Source organism: Actinomyces ruminis, from assembly GCF_002154335.2.
GTDB classification, from domain to species: Bacteria; Actinomycetota; Actinomycetes; order Actinomycetales; family Actinomycetaceae; genus Actinomyces; species Actinomyces ruminis.
The window spans coordinates 51,761-69,278 of the sequence record NZ_MTPX02000046.1; the positions used below are offsets into that span (position 1 = coordinate 51,761).

General features: G+C 72.1%; 15 protein-coding genes and 3 pseudogenes. 11 read left to right on the plus strand and 7 right to left on the minus strand.

Features of this window, described 5'->3' with window-relative positions:
• Positions 1–146 precede the first annotated feature (146 nt).
• The 3 genes from BW737_RS18345 to BW737_RS09715 are packed head-to-tail and all read left to right on the plus strand — an operon-like array spanning position 147 to position 3,213.
• Complete coding sequence (locus BW737_RS18345; RefSeq protein WP_257210691.1) at positions 147–422, plus strand: hypothetical protein; 276 nt, start codon at positions 147–149, stop codon at positions 420–422.
• Entirely contained in the window at positions 398–1,732 is a 1,335-nt protein-coding gene (locus BW737_RS18350; RefSeq protein ID WP_257210692.1) for a hypothetical protein, read from the plus strand. Before BW737_RS18345 ends, BW737_RS18350 begins: the two co-directional genes overlap by 25 nt.
• Positions 1,729–3,213, plus strand: coding sequence for a DUF5719 family protein (locus BW737_RS09715; protein WP_086615251.1), 1,485 nt, complete (start codon positions 1,729–1,731; stop codon positions 3,211–3,213). The genes BW737_RS18350 and BW737_RS09715 overlap by 4 nt, the downstream gene beginning before the upstream one ends.
• Before the next feature lie 30 nt (positions 3,214–3,243).
• Here BW737_RS09715 and BW737_RS09720 read toward each other — a convergent pair whose 3' ends face one another.
• From BW737_RS09720 to mtrA, 3 genes are all read right to left on the minus strand, one after another.
• Complete coding sequence (locus BW737_RS09720; protein ID WP_086615252.1) at positions 3,244–4,995, minus strand: LpqB family beta-propeller domain-containing protein; 1,752 nt, start codon at positions 4,993–4,995, stop codon at positions 3,244–3,246.
• A complete protein-coding gene (mtrB, locus tag BW737_RS09725; RefSeq protein WP_257210693.1) occupies positions 4,992–6,818 on the minus strand; it encodes an MtrAB system histidine kinase MtrB in 1,827 nt (608 codons plus the stop codon). The genes BW737_RS09720 and mtrB overlap by 4 nt, the downstream gene beginning before the upstream one ends.
• 105 nt (positions 6,819–6,923) lie before the next feature.
• Entirely contained in the window at positions 6,924–7,607 is a 684-nt protein-coding gene (gene mtrA, locus BW737_RS09730) for an MtrAB system response regulator MtrA (RefSeq protein ID WP_086615254.1), read from the minus strand.
• A 159-nt stretch (positions 7,608–7,766) separates the two neighbouring features.
• Here mtrA and BW737_RS09735 point away from each other — a divergent pair, with 159 nt between their 5' ends.
• The 7 genes and pseudogenes from BW737_RS09735 to BW737_RS09760 all read left to right on the plus strand — a co-directional run bounded on the left by BW737_RS09735 (position 7,767) and on the right by BW737_RS09760 (position 13,342).
• Entirely contained in the window at positions 7,767–8,687 is a 921-nt protein-coding gene (locus BW737_RS09735) for a hypothetical protein (RefSeq protein WP_086615255.1), read from the plus strand.
• Positions 8,636–9,031 carry a glycerophosphoryl diester phosphodiesterase membrane domain-containing protein gene (locus BW737_RS09740; protein WP_086615256.1) on the plus strand — a complete coding sequence of 132 codons (396 nt, stop codon included), beginning with the start codon at positions 8,636–8,638 and terminating at the stop codon, positions 9,029–9,031. The genes BW737_RS09735 and BW737_RS09740 overlap by 52 nt, the downstream gene beginning before the upstream one ends.
• An 18-nt stretch (positions 9,032–9,049) precedes the next feature.
• A complete protein-coding gene (locus BW737_RS18355; protein ID WP_257210694.1) occupies positions 9,050–9,349 on the plus strand; it encodes a hypothetical protein in 300 nt (99 codons plus the stop codon).
• Between the two features lie 160 nt (positions 9,350–9,509).
• Positions 9,510–9,755 (plus strand): DUF4129 domain-containing protein, encoded by a 246-nt coding sequence (locus BW737_RS18360; RefSeq protein ID WP_257210695.1) that lies wholly within the window; start codon positions 9,510–9,512, stop codon positions 9,753–9,755.
• Between the two features lie 156 nt (positions 9,756–9,911).
• Positions 9,912–10,961 (plus strand): DUF4350 domain-containing protein, encoded by a 1,050-nt coding sequence (locus BW737_RS09750; RefSeq protein WP_180272179.1) that lies wholly within the window; start codon positions 9,912–9,914, stop codon positions 10,959–10,961.
• A pseudogene (locus tag BW737_RS09755) lies at positions 10,958–12,006 on the plus strand (AAA family ATPase). Before BW737_RS09750 ends, BW737_RS09755 begins: the two are co-directional and overlap by 4 nt.
• A gap of 45 nt (positions 12,007–12,051) precedes the next feature.
• Positions 12,052–13,342 (plus strand): annotated as a pseudogene (locus tag BW737_RS09760) (DUF58 domain-containing protein).
• 35 nt (positions 13,343–13,377) lie between these two features.
• Here the strand turns inward: BW737_RS09760 and BW737_RS09765 are convergent.
• Positions 13,378–14,373, minus strand: a complete 996-nt coding sequence (locus tag BW737_RS09765; RefSeq protein WP_086615258.1) for a stage II sporulation protein M — start codon at positions 14,371–14,373, stop codon at positions 13,378–13,380.
• 14 nt (positions 14,374–14,387) lie between these two features.
• Between BW737_RS09765 and BW737_RS09770 the strand changes: the two genes are divergently transcribed.
• Complete coding sequence (locus BW737_RS09770) at positions 14,388–15,269, plus strand: RDD family protein (RefSeq protein ID WP_086615259.1); 882 nt, start codon at positions 14,388–14,390, stop codon at positions 15,267–15,269.
• An 18-nt stretch (positions 15,270–15,287) separates the two neighbouring features.
• On the opposite strand, the pseudogene BW737_RS09775 reads toward BW737_RS09770, so the two are convergent.
• From BW737_RS09775 to hpf, 3 genes and pseudogenes are all read right to left on the minus strand, one after another.
• Positions 15,288–15,724, minus strand: a pseudogene (locus tag BW737_RS09775) (DUF3499 domain-containing protein).
• Between the two features lie 56 nt (positions 15,725–15,780).
• Complete coding sequence (locus BW737_RS09780; RefSeq protein WP_257210698.1) at positions 15,781–16,224, minus strand: metallopeptidase family protein; 444 nt, start codon at positions 16,222–16,224, stop codon at positions 15,781–15,783.
• Positions 16,225–16,349: 125 nt separating this feature from the next.
• Positions 16,350–17,000: a ribosome hibernation-promoting factor, HPF/YfiA family gene (gene hpf, locus BW737_RS09785; RefSeq protein ID WP_086615260.1), complete on the minus strand. Its 651-nt coding sequence runs from the start codon at positions 16,998–17,000 to the stop codon at positions 16,350–16,352.
• Positions 17,001–17,518: the final 518 nt, after the last annotated feature.

Consider the following 17,518-nt stretch of genomic DNA (forward strand, 5'->3'; position numbering starts at 1 on the left):
AACCCTCGACGACGACCGATGACGCCGCCGCGGCGGAGCCCGTCGACGCGACCGAAAGCGCTGGCCCGCCTCTGCCCCTGCCCGAGCGGTACGGCCCCGGCTCGCCCACGGCCGCCGCCGCAGCGGGACTGCTGCTCAGCCTGATCGTGGCCGCCGCCCCCGCCACCGCCGCGCTCATCGTTCTCGGCCTGATTGCGCTGGCGGTATGCGTGCGCCGTAGCGCCCTGCGCCTGCTGCTGGCGCTTGCGCCCGTGGCGGCCACCGCCGCCCCCGCCTGGTGGCGCGCCGCACGCCTGGCCCGGGCCGTGACGCGGGCGACGCCGTGCGCTACCTGCTCACCGACACCGGCCTGCCCATCGCCGTTGCGCCGCCCAGCACCATCGAAACCCTCCTGGGCATGCCTCAAGACGTCGAGTCCCTGATCACCGACCCGGCCCTCGCGCTGGCCGTCAAGGCCCTGCTCGCCGTCGTCCCCGCCGCCGCCGTTTGCGGACTGCTGACCGGCGGGCGGCGCGGCAACCGTGCCCGCGCCGGCTTCCTCCTGGTGCTGGGCGGGACGGCCCTGGCCGCCGCCGGGACGCGGGTCATCACCGGAGTCGGTACCCATACCGACGGTACCGGTTCGCTCACCGTCACCGCCTGGGCCGGTACCGGCATCTCCTTCGCCCTGGCCGGTCTGCTCACCGCCGCCCTGGCCGCCGGCGACGCCGCGTATGCGGCCCTGCCCGCCCACGCTCCCGGCTGGAGGCGCTGGGCGCGCATCGGACTGGTGGGTGTCAGCGTCATCGCCGTCGCCGCTCCACTGAGCACGGGCGGTGCCTGGGCGTTGGCGGCCCACGCCTCAACCGCGACCGGCACCGACGCCGACCTGCTGGCCCTGCGACCCGCCGGCAGCAGCGTCCCCCTGATCGCCGCCGAGATTCAGGCCTCCGACACCGCCGGACGCGTGCTGATCCTGTCGGGAAGCGACTCCGGACTGCGCGTGCGCCTCTGGCGCGGGGACGGCACCCAGCTGACGGACGTGACCCCCGACGTCCTCGCCGCCCAACTTGCCGCGCGCACAGCCGCCGAAACCACCGTCGCCGCAGGTCCCGCGTCTACCCAGGCAGACGCCCGGCTCGCCACCACCCTGACCGACCCGGCCGACGCCGAACTCGCCGACCTGGTGGCGCGCGCCGCCGCCGGCCAGGACGAGGACGTGGCCGATGCGCTGGCCGCCCACGGCATCGCCGTCGTGTTGCTAACCGACGCCGCCGGTGATGAACTGACCGCCTCCACTCGCGCCGGCTTGGAGGCCACCCCCGGCCTGGAACAGCTCGCCCGCACCGACTCCGGCACCTCCTGGCGGGTCGCCCCCGCCACCGCCGTATCCGCCCGGGTCACGCTGCGGGCCGCCGACGGCACCGCCACCGCCGTCCCCGCCACCGCCGCCGGAGCCACGGTTGTGCGCACCACCCTGCAGGCGGACACCGGTCGGCGTGTGCTCATGCTTGCTGAACGCAACGACGGCGCCTGGCGGGCCACGCTGGACGGCCAGGCCCTCCAGACCACCACCGTGCCCGACGCGGCCGGCCGCTGGCGCACCGCCTTCATCGTCCCCGCCGGCGGCGGCGAACTCGTGGTCACCCACGGCACCACCCTCGGCACCATCGCCTCCCGCGGAATCCCCGTCATCTGGGCCATTACCGCCTTGTTCGCCCTGCCCCTGCGCCGCCGGAGGAGCACCGTATGACCCCCTCCCGCCGCAGACTCTTCGCCATCACCGGGCGCGTCGCCTCGGCGCTCCTGGTATTGGCCGCGGTCCTCGCCCTGACCTGGTGGGGGACCGGCAGCCCCCGCGCCACCAGCCAGAACGTGACCGCCACCGCCGTGCCCGCGCCCGCCTCCGACGTCGTCTACGCCTGCCCCGCCGCCCCCAGCAACACCATCGGCGGCATCGACATCGACGAGCCCGAGGCGTCCACCACCATCACCGCTCTCGACGCCGACTCCGCCCTCACCTATGGCTCCCAGCCACTCGCGGATGCCACCACCACATCGGATACGGCGCAGGGCGGTATCTTGACGGTGCGGTCCTCCGGCGGTCAGGCCGCCGGCGCTATTGGCGTGGTCACCACCGTGACGGCAGGCGGCGACCTGCGCGGCCTGAGCGCCGCCCCCTGCGCCACCCCCGCCTCGGTCGCCTGGATCGTCGGCGGCTCGGGGGCCGTGGGCTCCTCCTCCGAACTGCGGCTGACCAACCCCGGTGTCACTACGGTGACCGCCACCATCCACCTGTACGGCTCCACCGGTGAACTCACCCTGCCCTCCTCAGGGCAGGTGGCCGTGAGCGCTGGCGAGACCGTCGGCGTGCTGCTCGAGAGCGCCGGAGCTCAGGACGACCGCCTGGCGCTGAGCGTGGAGGCGGACGGCGGCTCGCTCATTCCCGCCCTGGTCACCGAATCGCTCGACGGCGAGACCCCCGCCGGCGTCGACACGCTCACGGCCGGGGCCGCCCCCGACACCGACCTGACCGTCCCCGGCGTCGTGCTTGTGGAGCCCGCCGCGCAGGGGGAGACGGAGGTCGACGGTGCCGCCTCCTCCGACTCTCCGGTGGTGCGCGTGGTCAACCCCGCCGGCACCCCGGCCACCGTGTCGATCTCCCTGATCGGCGCCGACGGCGAGGAGGAGCTGCCGGGCGCCACCGCCATGACCGTGGACCCCGGCGCCGTCTTCGATGTTTCCCTGGCGGGCGTGGACCCCGGCGCCTACGCCGTGCACGTCACCTCGGACACCGCGGTTGCCGCTGCCGTCAAGCTCGTCCGCAGCGCGGGGGAGTACCCCGACCGCTCCGGCGCCCTCGCCCACGACACCGCTTGGGTGCAGGCCGCCGTCGACGCCGCGGGCTCCACTCTTGCCCTGCCCCGCGACGACGGCCTGGAAACCACCGTCGTGCTGACCAACACCGGCCAGGCGGACGCCACCGTCACCCTGGCCTCCGCGGACGGGGAATGGACCGATGACGTCACCGTCCCCGCTACCAAAACGCTCACGCCGAAGGTACCCGACGACGTGTCCGCACTGGTGCTCACCGGCGCGAGCGGGCAGCAGGTCTCCGCCGCAGCCGTGGTCACCGCCGAGGTGTCCGGGGACGCACCGGGCACGTTCATCTCCGTGCTGCCGACCGTGCCCGACGCCGCCGCCCAGTCCTCCCGCAACCTCCTGCTGTACTGACTCGCCGGGGTGAAGGCCCGGCATTCTGACTCAGGCCAGTGGAAAGGCGAGGTCGGTGACGTCGGTGGCACCCACCCGCCAGGCGGCCCCGCTGCGCTGCCAGACCTGGCCGTCCGCGTCGGTCAGTTGCAAGGTTCCGGTAACGCGGTCGGCGGCCAAGAGGACCGCCGCCGGAGAGGTAATCGGGGTGCTCAGCGGCCCGCCCACCGGGACGCGGGTCACGCCCGTTGCCGCCGTCGCGGCCTGCCCGTCCGCGGCCGCCGCCAGGACGGCGACGCTCACCGGGTCGTACCAGACGACGGCGTCGGTGCGGGCAGCGACGGCGGCCGGCAGCTCCAGCGGCTCGCCCAGCCCGGTGGGGGTGCCCCCATCGCGGACGATGGCGGCCACGCTCACCCGCTGTGCCGAACCGTCGGTGCGGTGGCGCACCACGATGCGGGCGGACTCGGCGGCGAGGTCGAAGGCCAAAACCTCCCGGCCCTCCAGCCAGGGGGCCGCGAGTGCGGCGCGCCGGCCGCGGCCGTCCACCGCCAGCAGAGTGCCGGCGGCGGCAGTCCACACCCAGCCGTGGCGGTCGGCGACGGGGGCGAGTAGTTCAGGGGAGTCGGCCTCGGCGTCGGCGTCCCCCACCGACAGGATCACGTCGGCCGCGTCCGCACCGGCCGGCACGCGCAGCAGACTGGAGCGGCTCAAAACGTAGACGGTCCCGTCGGCCCCGAGCGTGGGGTGGGAAGCGGGGCCGGCTCCCAGGGTCTGAGCCGCCACCAGGGTGGTGCGGGTGGAGGCAGTGCCCTGCACGACCGCGCCCGCACACATGCCGACCACCGCCCCGGGGTCGGCGTCTACGGCGGGGAGGGCCGCCGCCGTCCCGAGTTCCTGACCGTCGGCTCGTACGGCCACCTCCTGCACCTGGAAGCCGCCGTCGGATGTCGCACCGGCCAGGGTGGCCCGGATTTGGGCGACCAGCAGCTCGGACTGTGCCCGGTCCAATGCGCCCAGGCCGGTCAGATTCACTTTGGCGGTGCCGGTCTCCACGACGACGCCGTCATCACCCACTGCGGCGGTGTCGGGGACGGCCGTGACCACCCCCGCGGCGAGCCAGGCGGAGGGCCCGCCCAACAGCGCTTCGACCAGGCGCCGGGGCAGTTCGTGTCGCGGCAGCCATCGCAGCTCCGGGATCAGACGCTCGCGGTCGGGGGTGAGAAAATACAGGGGCGCGTCGGCGAACTCGGTGCTCAGGTCGCCATCGGACAGGAGCATGCCGGCCGGCAGCTCCGCTATGCGCCACTGGCCGGCGTCGTCTGCCGCCAACGCGTAGCGGCAGTTGTGGTCGGACTCGGCGGCATCGGTGAATACGCCGGCAGGGTCGACGTCGCCGATCAGATCCACCGTCACGCTCACCGCGTCGCCGACGAGGGTGACGACCGGAGCGGTCGAACCGTCGTAGACACTAACCATCGCGGTGGGCTGCCAGGAGTCGGCGGCGTCCTGCGTCAAGAAGGTGCGGGCGGTGGCGAAGTCGTCGAAGAAGCCGGCCGCACAGGCACGCAGGAAGCCGGTGACGATCTCCTCGGGGGCGGCGCCATCGGCCGGCCCGGCCGCGCTCTGGATGAACTGCTCGTCTGCGCCGTGGGCGACGTCGGAGCCGGAAACCTCCCCGGACGTGGGCAGACCGGTGCAGGCGGCGAGCGTGCCCGCGCCACCCAGCAGCAGGGCCGTGAGCGCGCGTCGGCGCGGCAGTCCCGGCGCGCCAGAACTCCGACCGGGGGCGGGTGTGCTCATGGGCGTTCGTCCTCGCGCAGCCCGTGCAACCGTGCGTCTTCAGGAGTTTTCGCGGTGGGGGACTCGTTCCGACCGTCGGCTCCGCCCGGGCCGGGAGCCCCGGGCTCGCTGGCGGTGGGGCCGGCGATCTCCGCGTCGTCGTCGCGGTCGACGTCGGAGCGGCGGGAGGCCGGGGACGGGGTCAGCGCCGAGGAGACCGGCGAGGCCTCATCCGGTTCGATGTCGTGGGTGCCGGCGCGGGAGACGGGCGGGGCGTCGTCGGGGACCACGCCCAGGGGGCCGGGCTTGGTGAACGTGCCGGGGGTCGCGTCCGGGCCGAGGCGACGCGGCAGGGTCAGCAGAAAGGAGGCGCCGTCGGCGGGCCAGCCCCAGGCGGTGAGGGTGCCGCCGTGGAGGACGGCGTCCTCAAGGGAGATGGACAGGCCCAGTCCGGTGCCGCCCAGGGTGCGTTTGCGGGAGGGGTCGGCGCGGTAGAAGCGGTCGAATACCTTCTTGACCACGTCCGGGCTCATACCCACTCCGTGGTCGCGCACGCGCACGGCGACGGCGTCGTCGCTGGCGGCGACGGTGATGTCGATCGGTGAGCCCTCGGCATGCTCGAGGGCGTTGACGATGAGGTTGCGCAGAATGCGCTCCACCCGGGCCACATCCACCTCGGCAACTACCGGCTCGCCGGGCAGGTGCAGGCGGATCTGCGAGCCGGAGGCCTCGACGTGGACCGCCACCAGATCCAGCACGCCGCGCAGGGCGGCGGTGATGTCCGCCTCGGCGGCGCGCAACTGCACCCGGCCGGAGTCGATGCGGGAGATCTCCAGCAGATCGGACAGCATCTGTTCGAAGCGGTCGATCTCACGCATGAGGATCTCCAGGCTGCGGGCGGCGAAGGGATCTTGGATCTCGTCGCGGGACTGCCAGATCTGCTCGGCGGCCAGCCGGATGGAGGCCAGGGGAGTACGCAGCTCGTGGGAGACGTCGGAGACGAACAGTTTCTCTACCTTCGACAGGTTCTCCCACGCCTGAATCTGCGCCTCGAGCGAGTCGGCCATGTTGTTGAAGGAGCGGGACAGGGTGGCGATCTCGTTCTCCCCGACCACTGGCAGCCGCTCGTTGAGATGCCCGGCGGCCAGCCGCTCGGCGGCCAGGGAGGCCCGGCGAATGGGGATGAGTACGCGTGAGGCCAGGGCCCACAGGCCGACGATGAGGATGAGCAGGAAGCCGGCTCCGGCAATGATGATGGCCCGAGTGGCCAGGTCGATCACGTGCTGTTCGGGGGCCAGCGTGTACACGAGGAACAGGTCGTAGCTGCCGGCCAGCGGCAGGTTGAGTCGGGAGCCGACGACGAGGCCCGGGTCGGTGTCGCCGTCCGAGTCCGGAATGCCCACGGATTGGGAGTACTCGGTCCCTGCCTGCCCGGCGTCCACCTGCGCTACCAGGTCGTCGGTGACGAGTGCCACCAGGCCGGCGTCGGTGGTCAGATCGTTGATGACGGTGGTGGAGGTTTCATCTCCGGCGCGCCGCAGGGACACGCCAACGCCGCCGGCCCCGGCGAAGGAACTGTTGATGGCGGCGAGCTGTGCCTGCGCGGTGGTGGTCAGGTCGTCCGCCGTGTTCACCGTGGCCACGTCGAAGGCGGCCTGGGCGGCGACGGTGCGTTGGTGGGCGTCGTCGAGGATGGCTGCACGCCGCTGGGAGAAGACGTCGTTGCGGATGGTCATGGTCACAACCACCAGCAGCACCGCGATCAGTACGATCCCGGCGGCAGTGGCGAACAGCACCATGGAGGTGCCCAGTGAGCGACGCGCCGCCCGCAGTGGGGATGACAAGCCAGCGTGTCCCGAGTGCCGGGCCGGCCCCTGGCTATCCACGTCAGTGCCTCAAGCGGCGCATCAGGTGCGGGAGGCCGGCCTTAGGTGCCGGCCGTCCCGGCGTCACTTGCCGTCGCCGGCGCGGTAGCCCACGCCGCGCACGGTGACCACGATGCTGGGGTGCTCGGGGTCCTTCTCAATCTTGGCCCGCAGGCGCTGGACGTGGACGTTCACCAGCCGCGTGTCAGCGGCGTGCTGGTAGCCCCAAACCTGCTCCAGCAGTTCCTCGCGGGTGAACACCTTCCAAGGAGTGCGGGCGAGCGTGACCAGCAGGTCGAACTCCAGGGGGGTGAGGTTGATGGGGGTCTCGCCGCGGTGGACCTGGTGGCCGGAGACGTCGATGTCCAGGTCTCCGACACGCACGTGCTCGGCGCCGTTGGCGTCCACGTTGCGGCGCAGGCGGGTGCGCACGCGCGCCAGCAACTCCTTGGACTTGAAGGGCTTGGTGACGTAGTCGTCCGCACCGGCTTCGAGGCCGGCGACCACGTCCTGGGTGTCCGTGCGGGCGGTGAGCATGATGATCGGCACGTCGGACTCGGCGCGGATGAGTTTGCAGATCTCCACGCCGTCCAGACCGGGGAGCATGAGGTCCAGGAGGACCAGGTCCGGGTCGGTCTCATGGAAGGCGTCGAGCGCCTTCGCGCCGTCGGCGCAGAAGGACGGAGTGTAGTCCTCCGCCTCGAGCATGATGCCGATCATCTCGGCCAGGGCAGTGTCATCGTCAACGACCAGAATGCGAGTGCGCATGGCGCCTATCTTGACACGCGCATGCGCTGCATATGGACGCCACACGCCCCTCAGTGACCTTCATCATATTATACTTAGTGGCCGCTAAGGTCGATGGGAGGGTTTTTCTCCTCCTCGGGGTGGAGAGCGCGAGGGCCGGCGACGTGAAACAGTATGCCCATGAGCAGCGACAACACCGGATGGCAGTCTCCCTCCGGCGACGGCCCCACTGACGGCTCTCCCGTCGACGCCGGAAAGACCCCTGGCTCGGCGCCCCTCCCGCGCTATGGCGCCTACGGCCCGGAGCCCGAGCAGCCCGCTGACGGGCGGCCGGGCCCAGCCGGACCGGGCTATGGGCCCGCCCCCCAGTATGGCCAATTCGGCCAGTACAGCCAGTACGGTCAACCGACCGGCGGGCCCTACTCGGCGGGCCCGGGCGGATTCTTCGCCGCCCCCAAGCCCGGCATCATCCCGCTGCGGCCGCTGAGTATCACCGAGATCATCGGGGGCGCCTTCGAGTCCCTGCGCGCTAATCCGCGGGCCATGTTCCTGCCCGCCCTGTTGGTCATGGGCGCGGCGGGCCTGCTCTCGGCGCTGCAGGCATTCATCACCAGGCGCTCCCTGGTCTCCCTGTCCTCCACCGCCTACTACGACGACTACGACCCCACGGTCTCGCAGCTTGATGCCTTCAACAACACCTTGTCTCTGCTCGGGGGCACCCTGACCACCTCGCTGGTGGACGGGCTGATCACGTTGCTGGCCACCGCCGTCCTGACCGGCCTGCTGATCGTGACCGTCTCCCGCTCGGTGCTGGGGCGCATCGCCACCCCCGCGGACGTGTGGGAGCGCACCCGGCCGCGCATCTGGGCCCTGATCGGTCAGTCCGTCCTGGTCAACCTGATCACCGCCCTGGTCGCCGTGCTGGTAATCGTGGGCGTGGGCCTGATCCTCGGCAGCGTGTTCTTCACGACGCTCAACAGCGACGGGTCCGGTGACAGCCAGGTGCTGCTTGTGATGTTGTTGGGCTTCCTGCTACTGGTTGGCGCCTCATCGCCGCGGCCTTCATCGGGGTGCGGTTGTCGGTGGCCGGGGCCGCGCTGATCCTGGAGAACGTGAGCGTGTGGGAGGGCATCCGTCGCTCCTGGCAGTTGACCCGCGGCAGTTTCTGGCGGGTGTTGGGTGCGCTGCTGCTGTCTGCACTGTTGACCGGTTTGGTGTCCTCCCTCATCGCCTTCCCGCTGGGGCTGGTGGCCGGTGCCACTAGCGTGCTGGCCCCAGGCGCGGCCATTAGTGCTGCGGCGGACGTGCTGGTCACCTTCCTGAGCTTCCTGCTCAGCGCGGTGATCATGCCGTTCTCCGCGGCCGTTGTCGCCCTGATCTACATCGACCTGCGCATGCGCCGCGAAGGCCTGGACGTGGAGTTGCGCCGCTCCGCTGACGTGTGAGCCGGACCCGCTGAGAATATGACCGCGTTGCCCCCGGTACCGCTCCTCAATGCCGCCCGCTTCATGAGCGCGGGGGGACGCAGCGGCGTATCCGGGGACGTCCCGGCCACACCCGACGCCGACCAGGCACGCCGCGCCGTCGAGGAGGAACTGGCCAAGCCCGTCTACCACCAGGCGGCGAGCCTGTGGCAACGGATATGGCAGTGGCTGAGCCAGCACCTGGATCCGCGCGACGCCGTCCCCGGGGCGCCGGCCTGGCTGTCCACCCTGCTGGTGGCGGCCCTGCTGGCGGCCCTCTTGGCGGCCTGGTGGCCCTGATAACCCGGGTCACCTGGCACGACGCGTCACCCGGCCCGATGCGCCACTGTTCGAGGATGACCGCGATGCCGCCGCCCTGACCCGTGCCGCCGACGCGGCCGCCGCGCGGGGCGACTGGGCGACCGCCGTCGTCGAGCGATTCCGGGCGGTGGTGCGCTCCTTGGACGAGCGCGGTGCCATTGAGGACTACCCGGGTATGACCGCGCACGAGGCGGCGAGGCTCGCCGCCCGGGCCCTGGGGGCGCTTGCCGGGCAGATGGATGAGGCGGCCGACTTGTTCGACGCCGTGCGCTACGGACGCGTCGAGCCCACCCCCACCCAGGACACCTGGATGCGGGAGTTCGCCGACCGGGTGACGCACGCCTCCCTGGCCCTGGAGACCGCGACGGGGCAGGTGCCGGCATGAGCGCGCCCCCAGACCACGACGACGCCCCACGACGACGCCGCGAGCGCCGCCGACTTCGGCGACCAGGTCGTCGGGCCGCGTCCCGGTGAGCGGCTGCGCCGCTGGCGTCCCCTCCTGGCCGCGGGCGCCCTGGCACTGCTCGTCGCCCTGGCCACCTTGTGGGCCACCCCTCAGACGTCCAAGGTCCCCTACGCCATCGACAACCCCCACGACGACGGTGCCCAGGCGCTGGCCCAGTTGCTGCGCGCCGAGGGCATAGACGTCACCAACGTGAACTCGGCTGACGCGGCGATAACTGCCGCCGCTGACGGCGCCACCGTCGTGGTGCTGAACGTGGGTGACATGAGTTATTTCGACCGTGAACAGCTGGCCCGGGTGGGGCAGGACGTGGTGGTTCTGGGGACCCTGTACCAGGACTTCGGTGAGCTGAGCGACATGCTTCCCACCGGCACCAGCGCCGCCGGCTCGCTGCAGCCGGAGTGCACGGACCCGGACGCCGTCGCCGCCCGCTCTCTGGAGGGTTCCGCCGGCTCCATCGCGCTGAACGACGTCGACGGCGCGGTCGGCTGCTTCCCGGTGGACGAGGCAGACGAGGACGCCTACGCGTACGCCACCGCTCCCCTGAACGGGGGCGGCACGCTGCGGGTGATCGCTGATCCGCGCATCGTCACCAATTCCAAGCTCACCACCGCAGGCAACGCCGCGCTGGCCATCCGCGCCCTGGGACACAACCAGAAGCTGGTCTGGTTCGACGCCTCTAGGGCGGGCGCCGTAACCAGTGTGTGGGACAGCCCGGCGTTGCCGCCGTGGCTGCCGGTAATGGTGTTCCTCGGCGCCGTGGTGGTGGTGGCGCTGGCGTTTGTGCGCGGGCGCCGCTTCGGCCGGCTCGTGCCCGAGGACCTGCCGGTGCTGGTGCAGGCCACCGAAACGGCCATTGGTCGCGGTCGCCTGTACCGCCGCGCCGGGGACCGTGAGCGCGCCGCCCAGGCGCTGCGTGCGGGCACGGCTCTGCGACTCGGCCGGTCCCTGGGACTGTCCTCGGCGGCTCCCCGCGGCGAACTGCTGCAGGCGGCCGCGCGCGCCTGCGGTCGACCCGCCGCCGAAATAGACCAGGCCCTGTATGGGCCCACCCCCGCGGACGACCAGGCCCTGGCGGATCTGGCCGTGCGTCTGGAACAACTCGAGAGCGAGGTCTACTCACGATGACCACTGCCCCCAACTCGCAGGATGACCCGGCCCGTCCGGAGAGCCGGCAGGAGGTGCCCGCTGCCGCATTCCCGCCCGACGGCGCCTCCGGCTATGGCAGCGACCCGCGTGCCCGACTGGTGGCCGTGCGCACGGAGGTCGCAAAGGCGGTGGTCGGCCAGGACCCGGCGATCACCGGCCTGGTGATCGCCATGCTCGCCGGCGGGCATGTGCTGTTGGAGGGCGTGCCCGGAGTCGCCAAGACGCTGCTGGTGCGTACGCTGGCTGCCGCCCTGGACGTGGACACCAAGCGACTGCAGTTCACCCCCGACCTGATGCCCGGGGACGTTACCGGCTCGCTGATCTACGACGCGCGCACCGCCGAGTTCTCCTTCCGGCAGGGACCGGTGTTCACCAACCTGCTCCTGGCCGACGAGATCAACCGCACCCCGCCCAAGACGCAGGCCGCCCTGCTGGAGGCCATGGAGGAGCATCAGGTGTCCGTGGACGGCACCCCGCGCGCCCTACCGGACCCATTCATGGTGGTGGCCACCCAGAACCCCGTCGAGTACGAGGGCACCTACCGCTGCCGGAAGCACAGCTGGACCGCTTCCTACTCAAACTCATCCTGCCGCTGCCCGAACGCGGCGAGGAGATCGAGGTACTCACCCGCCACTCCACCGGCTTCAATCCCCGCGACCTGCCGGCGGCCGGCGTACATGCCGTCGCCACCCCCGCCGACCTGGCGGCCGCCCGCGAACAGGTGCGTACGGTGGATGCCTCCCCGGAGGTGCTGGCCTACATCGTGGACCTGGTGCGAGCCACCCGCACCTCCCCTTCGGTGTCGCTGGGCGTGTCCCCTCGCGGGGCGACGGCGCTGCTGGCGACCGCGAAGGCGTGGGCCTGGCTGTCGGGCCGCGGTTTCGTCACCCCCGACGACGTCAAGGCGCTGGCCCTGCCGACCCTGCGCCACCGCGTCCAGCTGCGGGCCGAGGCGGAGCTGGAGGGAGTGTCCACCGAGTCCGTCATCAACGGCGCTCTGCGCTCGGTGCCCGTGCCCCGCTAGCCAGCCCGGCCCAACTCCGTCAACCCACCACCGAGAGGAGGCCGCGTGTACTTGACCATGCGCACCGTCTGGCTGCTGGCCGTCGGCGCCGTGCTGGTGCTGCTGGTGCCCCGCCCGGGCACCGTGCTGGCATGGACGGCGCTGGTGGCACTGCTGGTGGCCGCGGACGTGGTGGCGGCCCCGTCGCCGCGAGGCCTGCGCGCCGCCCGAGCGGTGGCCCGGTCCGTGCGCCTGGGGGAGACCACCACAGACACTCTGACCCTGACCAACACCACCCGCCGGACGATGCCATTGCGGGTGCGCGATGCCTGGCCGCCGTCGGCGGGCGCCTCCGAGCAACGGCAGACACTGACGATTCCTGCCGGACAGCGGCGGCGTGTACGCACCTGCCTGACGCCCACCCGCCGCGGCGACCGCACCGCCGACCTGGTCACGGTGCGGGTGCGCGGTCCGCTGGGGCTGGCGGGCAGGCAGGCTTCGCTGTCGGCGCCGGCCAGGCTGCGTGTGCTGCCCCGCTTCTCCTCCCGCCGTCACCTGCCCAGTCGACTGGCGCGGCTGCGGGAGATGGACGGGCGCAGCGCCGTCATGGTGCACGGGGCCGGCACCGAGTTCGACTCCCTGCGCGAGTACGTAATCGGCGACGATGTGCGTTCCATCGACTGGCGTTCCACGGCCCGCCGCGCGGAAGTGGTGGTACGCACCTGGCGGCCCGAACGAGACCGACGGGTGCTGCTCGTGATTGACACCGGCCGGATGGCGGCGGCGAGACTCGACGACGCCCCGCGGCTGGACGCCCAGATTGAGGCGACGCTGCTAATCGCGGCGCTGGCGTCCCGGGCGGCGACCGGGTGGATGCCGTCGCCGTCGATGTGGAGACCCGGGCACAGGTGCGGGGCGTGTCCGGGCCCGCCCTACTGGGGGCCCTGGCGGACGCCTTCGCGCCGCTGGATGCCGCACTGGTGGAGACGGATTGGACGGCGGTGGCCGGGATGGTGGAGGCATCCCTGGCTCAGCACGCCTTCGTGGTGGTGCTGACCGGACTGGACGGGGCGGGCACGAACGCGGCCATGCTACGGGCGCTGACGATCATGGCGCGCAAACACACGGTGGTGGTGGCCTCGGCCACGACCCGGGCCTGGAGCGCCTGCGCGCCCGGCGCGACGACGCCGAGACCGTCTACACGGCGGCCGCAGCCGAGCGCGACCTGGTGGAGCTGGATGCACTGCGCGGGCGACTGCACCGCGCCGGCGTGGAGGTGGTCGAGGCCCCGCCGAGCGGGCTGGCCCCCGCCCTGGCGGACGCCTACCTGGCCCTTAAGGCCGCGGGGAGGCTGTAATGGCTGTTATCAAGCGGGCTCAGGCCACGGCGAACTCAGCCGACCTCCGGCTGGACGGCGCCGGCTGCGTCGGCATCCAGGTCGCCGGTGTGTCCGGCGAGCACCGCGCGGCGCCCCAGCAACAGTATGTAGGCCCAGAACACTGCCAGGGCCAACAGGCCGACCAGACACTTCAGGGCCCAGGGCAGCGACGCCGGGGTCACGAAGGCCTCAATGAATCCGGCCATCGCCAGCCCTGCGGTCAGACCGACCGCCACGGTGATCAGCGCCCGGCCTTCGGCGGCCAGCGCCGCCCCCCGCGACCTGCCACCGGGGTCGAGCATGGTCCAGAACAGCTTCAGGCCGGCGGCCCCGGCCACGAATACACAGGTGAGCTCCAACAAGCCGTGCGGGGTGATCAGGGCGAAGAACTGGCCCAGCATGCCGTGATCGGCCATGATGGCGCCCGCCTGCCCGATGCTCATGGCGTTCGCGAACAGCACGTAGGCGGGCAGCAGTCCGGTGATGCCGCTGGCCACGCACAGTGCCGCGACGCGGGCGTTGTTCGTCCACACGTACCCGGCGAACTCTCCGGCGGCGTAGTTGGAGTAGTAGGCCTCGAAGGAGTTCTGGGCGTAGGTGTCCAGTTCGCTCTGGGTCCCCAGGGCGCTCATGGCCTCTGGGGTGCGCAGCGTCCACACGCCCACGATCACGGCGATGGCCACCTCCGCCACCGTCACCGCCAGCGTCCACCAGCGCAGCCGATACAGGGCCGCCGGAACGCTTGTTTCCCAGAAGCGGCGCAGCTCGCTGGCCCGGGCCTCACGGGTGCCGGTGATGCGGCCCCGCGCCGCCGCGATGCGGGTGGACAGCTGCGCCAGCAGCGCCGGGTCGGGAGCACCGGTGCGGATGCGCGAGAAGTGGCCGGCGGCGGCCCGGTACAGGGTCACCAATTCGTCCGCCTCGGCGCCGGTCAGGCGGCGGCGGGATGTGAGCTGGTCCAGGCGGTCCCACTGATCGCGGTGCGCGGCAACATAGGCGTCAATGTCCACGAGGGGAGTGTGTCATGGTGAGTGGGGATGCCGCCTCATCCGAGCGAATGATGACGCCGGAGTTGATGGTGACCGGGGAGGCCATCGCTCTGGAGGTGCTGCCGGCCTCTCCCGGCTCCCGCATCCTGTCCGGGATCATCGACTACGCCCTGTACGGCGCGGGCATGCTGATCACATTGGTCACGGCGGCCACGGCCGGCGGCAGGATCTTTCCCAATGTCTCCGAGGCGCTGGCGTCGGCACTGGTGGCCCTGGCGTTCTTCGGGTGGATGGTGGTGGCACCGCTGACCGTGGAGGTGCTCACCCGAGGGCGTTCGGCCGGCCGCATGGTGACCGGCTCCCGGATTGTGCGCGACGACGGCGGCGCGGTGCGGCTGCGCCACTGCCTGGTGCGGGCGCTGGTGGGGGTCGTAGAAATCTGGATGCTGGCGGGCATTCCCGCGGTGGCTGCCTGTGTGGTGACGCGGCGGGGAAAGCGCCTGGGCGACCTGTTGGCGGGCACCTACGCGGTGCGCGACCGCAACGGCGCCGCCGACGCCCCCCCGATCCTGATGCCGCCGGAGCTGGCCGACTGGGCCGCGGGCGCCGACCTGCGCGCCCTGCCCGGGCACCTGGCCCTGGCGGCGCGCACCTTCCTGCAGCGGGCCTCCTCCATGCAGCCGCAGGCCCGAGCTCGGCTGGCCCTGCAACTGGCGGCGCAGGCCGAGCCCTATGTGGCGCCACCGCCTCCGCCCAACACCCACCCGGAGCGGTTCCTGGCGGCGATCCTGGCGGCCCGGCGCGACCGCGAATTCATGCTGGAGATCCGGGATCGGCGCCTGGAGGACCAGGCACGCGCCGCCCTGCAAGCCCTGCCGCATGAGGTGGCGGTGCCCGCAGCCTCGCCGCGGCATTGACCGTGAGCACCGCAGGGGTCAGTCGTCCGTCTTCTCCCCGCGCAGCACGCGCAGATGGCCGCGGCGGGCGATCTCCCCGTCGCCCAGACCGGTCAGGTGGTCGGGCAGCGGCTCGGTCAGGGAGGTGGGCAGAATCCCGGCGGGCCGGCCGGCGTGCTCGGCGGGCTGGGGCCGAGGCTGCGGTGTACGGGAGCCTCGCGGACGGCGTCGGCCAGGGCGGTCAGGTCGTCCTCCGACGGCGGGGCCGGCTGGAAGTCGGTGGCGAGTCGGATTACCTGCCAGCCGCGCGGCGCGGTGAAAGATTCGACGTGCCTCTCACACAGGTCGTAGGCCTCGGGCTGGGCCTCGGTGGCCAGCGGGCCGAGCACGATCGTGGAGTCGGCATACACGCTGGTCAAGGTGGCGACCGCCGGGTTCTCGCACCCCGGTCTGCGGCAGTGTCGGACTCTTCTCACGCCCGCAGGCTACCGCCGGCCGACCTACATGCGTGGGAGCCGCGGCGCGGGCAGGTTCACAGGTCCGGGTCGATCTCCTCCGGACGGCGCCCGAGCATGAGGGCCACCTGTTCCACCACCACCCGGCGAACAAGCTCGGCCAGTTCGGCGTCGTCGGCGGCCCGGGAGGTGATCGGACGCCGGTACAGCACGATGCGTGCGGGCAGGCCGGCACGCGGCTCGGCGGCGAAGCCGCGCCCGAGGACGACGCCTTTCTCCCACGGTGCCGGGTCAGAAGGGGGCACCTCCTCAACCGCGAACTGCATCTGGGTGATCTCCGGGTGGCGGCGGGCCAGGTCGTCGGCGGCGGCGATGACCATGGCGTCGAAGCGCTCGGCCCGGGTGCGCCAGGCGGGCAGGTTGGGCGGCAGCAGCGGCCCGCGCAGTCCGCGCCCGTGCCGATCGCGCCGGCGCGGGGAGGCGGGGATACGCGCCGGGGGCAGATGGGAGGGCCGAGGCACGTGTCCACCCTAGACGATTCCTCCCGCCCACGGTCCCGCCGCCTCGCCGACATAGCGATCGCCCCGCGTACGGAGGTGGCGTACGCGGGGCGATCGCCGGAGTTGGCGTAACCGGCGTTGGCGGGTTAGTCGTCGGTGGTGACGCGCGCGTTCAGGCGGATGACGCCATAGGTCCAGCCGCGCCGGTGGTAGACGGCGCAGGGCTGCATGGTGGACTTCTCAATGAACAGGTAGAAGGGGTGGCCGACCAGCTCCATCTGGTACAGCGCCTCGTCCACCGTCATCGGCACCGCCTCGTGGAGCTTCTGGCGCACGACCACGGGGGAGTCGCCCAGCTGGGACTCCACGGCAACGCCCGGCTCGGTTGGCGCGGAGGGTGAGTCCTCGATGGGCAGGTCGTTCGTCTCCGGGACTACGGGCTCCTCGACGGCGGCCTGCGGTGCCGGCTCGGGTACCTCCACGATGTGGCGGCGGTGGTTCTTCTTGCGGTCCCGGGCCCGGCGCAGGCGCTCGGTGAGCTTCCCCATGGCAATGTCGAAGGCGGCGAAGCGGTCGGAGGAGCTGGCCTCGGCCCGGATCACCGGGCCCTTGGAGATGACGGTGATCTCCGCACGCTCGGCGGTGTCCGCCTGCCGCGGGTTGCGCTCGTGCGTGATCTCAACCTCGACACGTTGGACACGCGGGTCGAACTGCTCGACCTTGGCGGCCTTCTCCTCGACGTAGTCCCGCAGCCGGGAGCTGATCTCCGCGTTGCGGCCGACGACGGTGATGTCCATGGTGGAACCTCTTTCTGAGTCCAAGTGATCCTTGTGAGGGGATCGGGCTAGGGAAAGCACCCGCCGCACCTCGCGGCGAGCTTCGGAGTGGTCAGCCACCTCCTCCTGTGCTGCCGGCGGACCGCCGGGGCGGGGCCATCCTTGGCCACCGCGCTGCCGTGTGCGTTACGACACATAACTTACACCATTTCCCGGGGCCTCATGTCCACCTCGCCGTTCCCGGTAGGGGGCGCCCGATCGGCCGATCTCGATACGTCATTGGTGCCGGTTTCGGTGTGCTACGAGTGCCGGTCTCGGCGTGTTACAGGTGCCGGTCTCGGCGGAGACGAACGGGAGAACCGGACCGCCGGGGACTATTACGGGGCGGCGGCGGGCCGGCGGGGGAGCGGCAGCCACCACCAGGCGCCGCCGACCACCGCCCCCGCCTCCGTCAGCGCCCGGGCGCAGGCTCCTAGGGTCGCCCCCGTGGTCACCACGTCGTCGACCAGCACCGCAGCCATGCCCCGCACCGGCGCCAC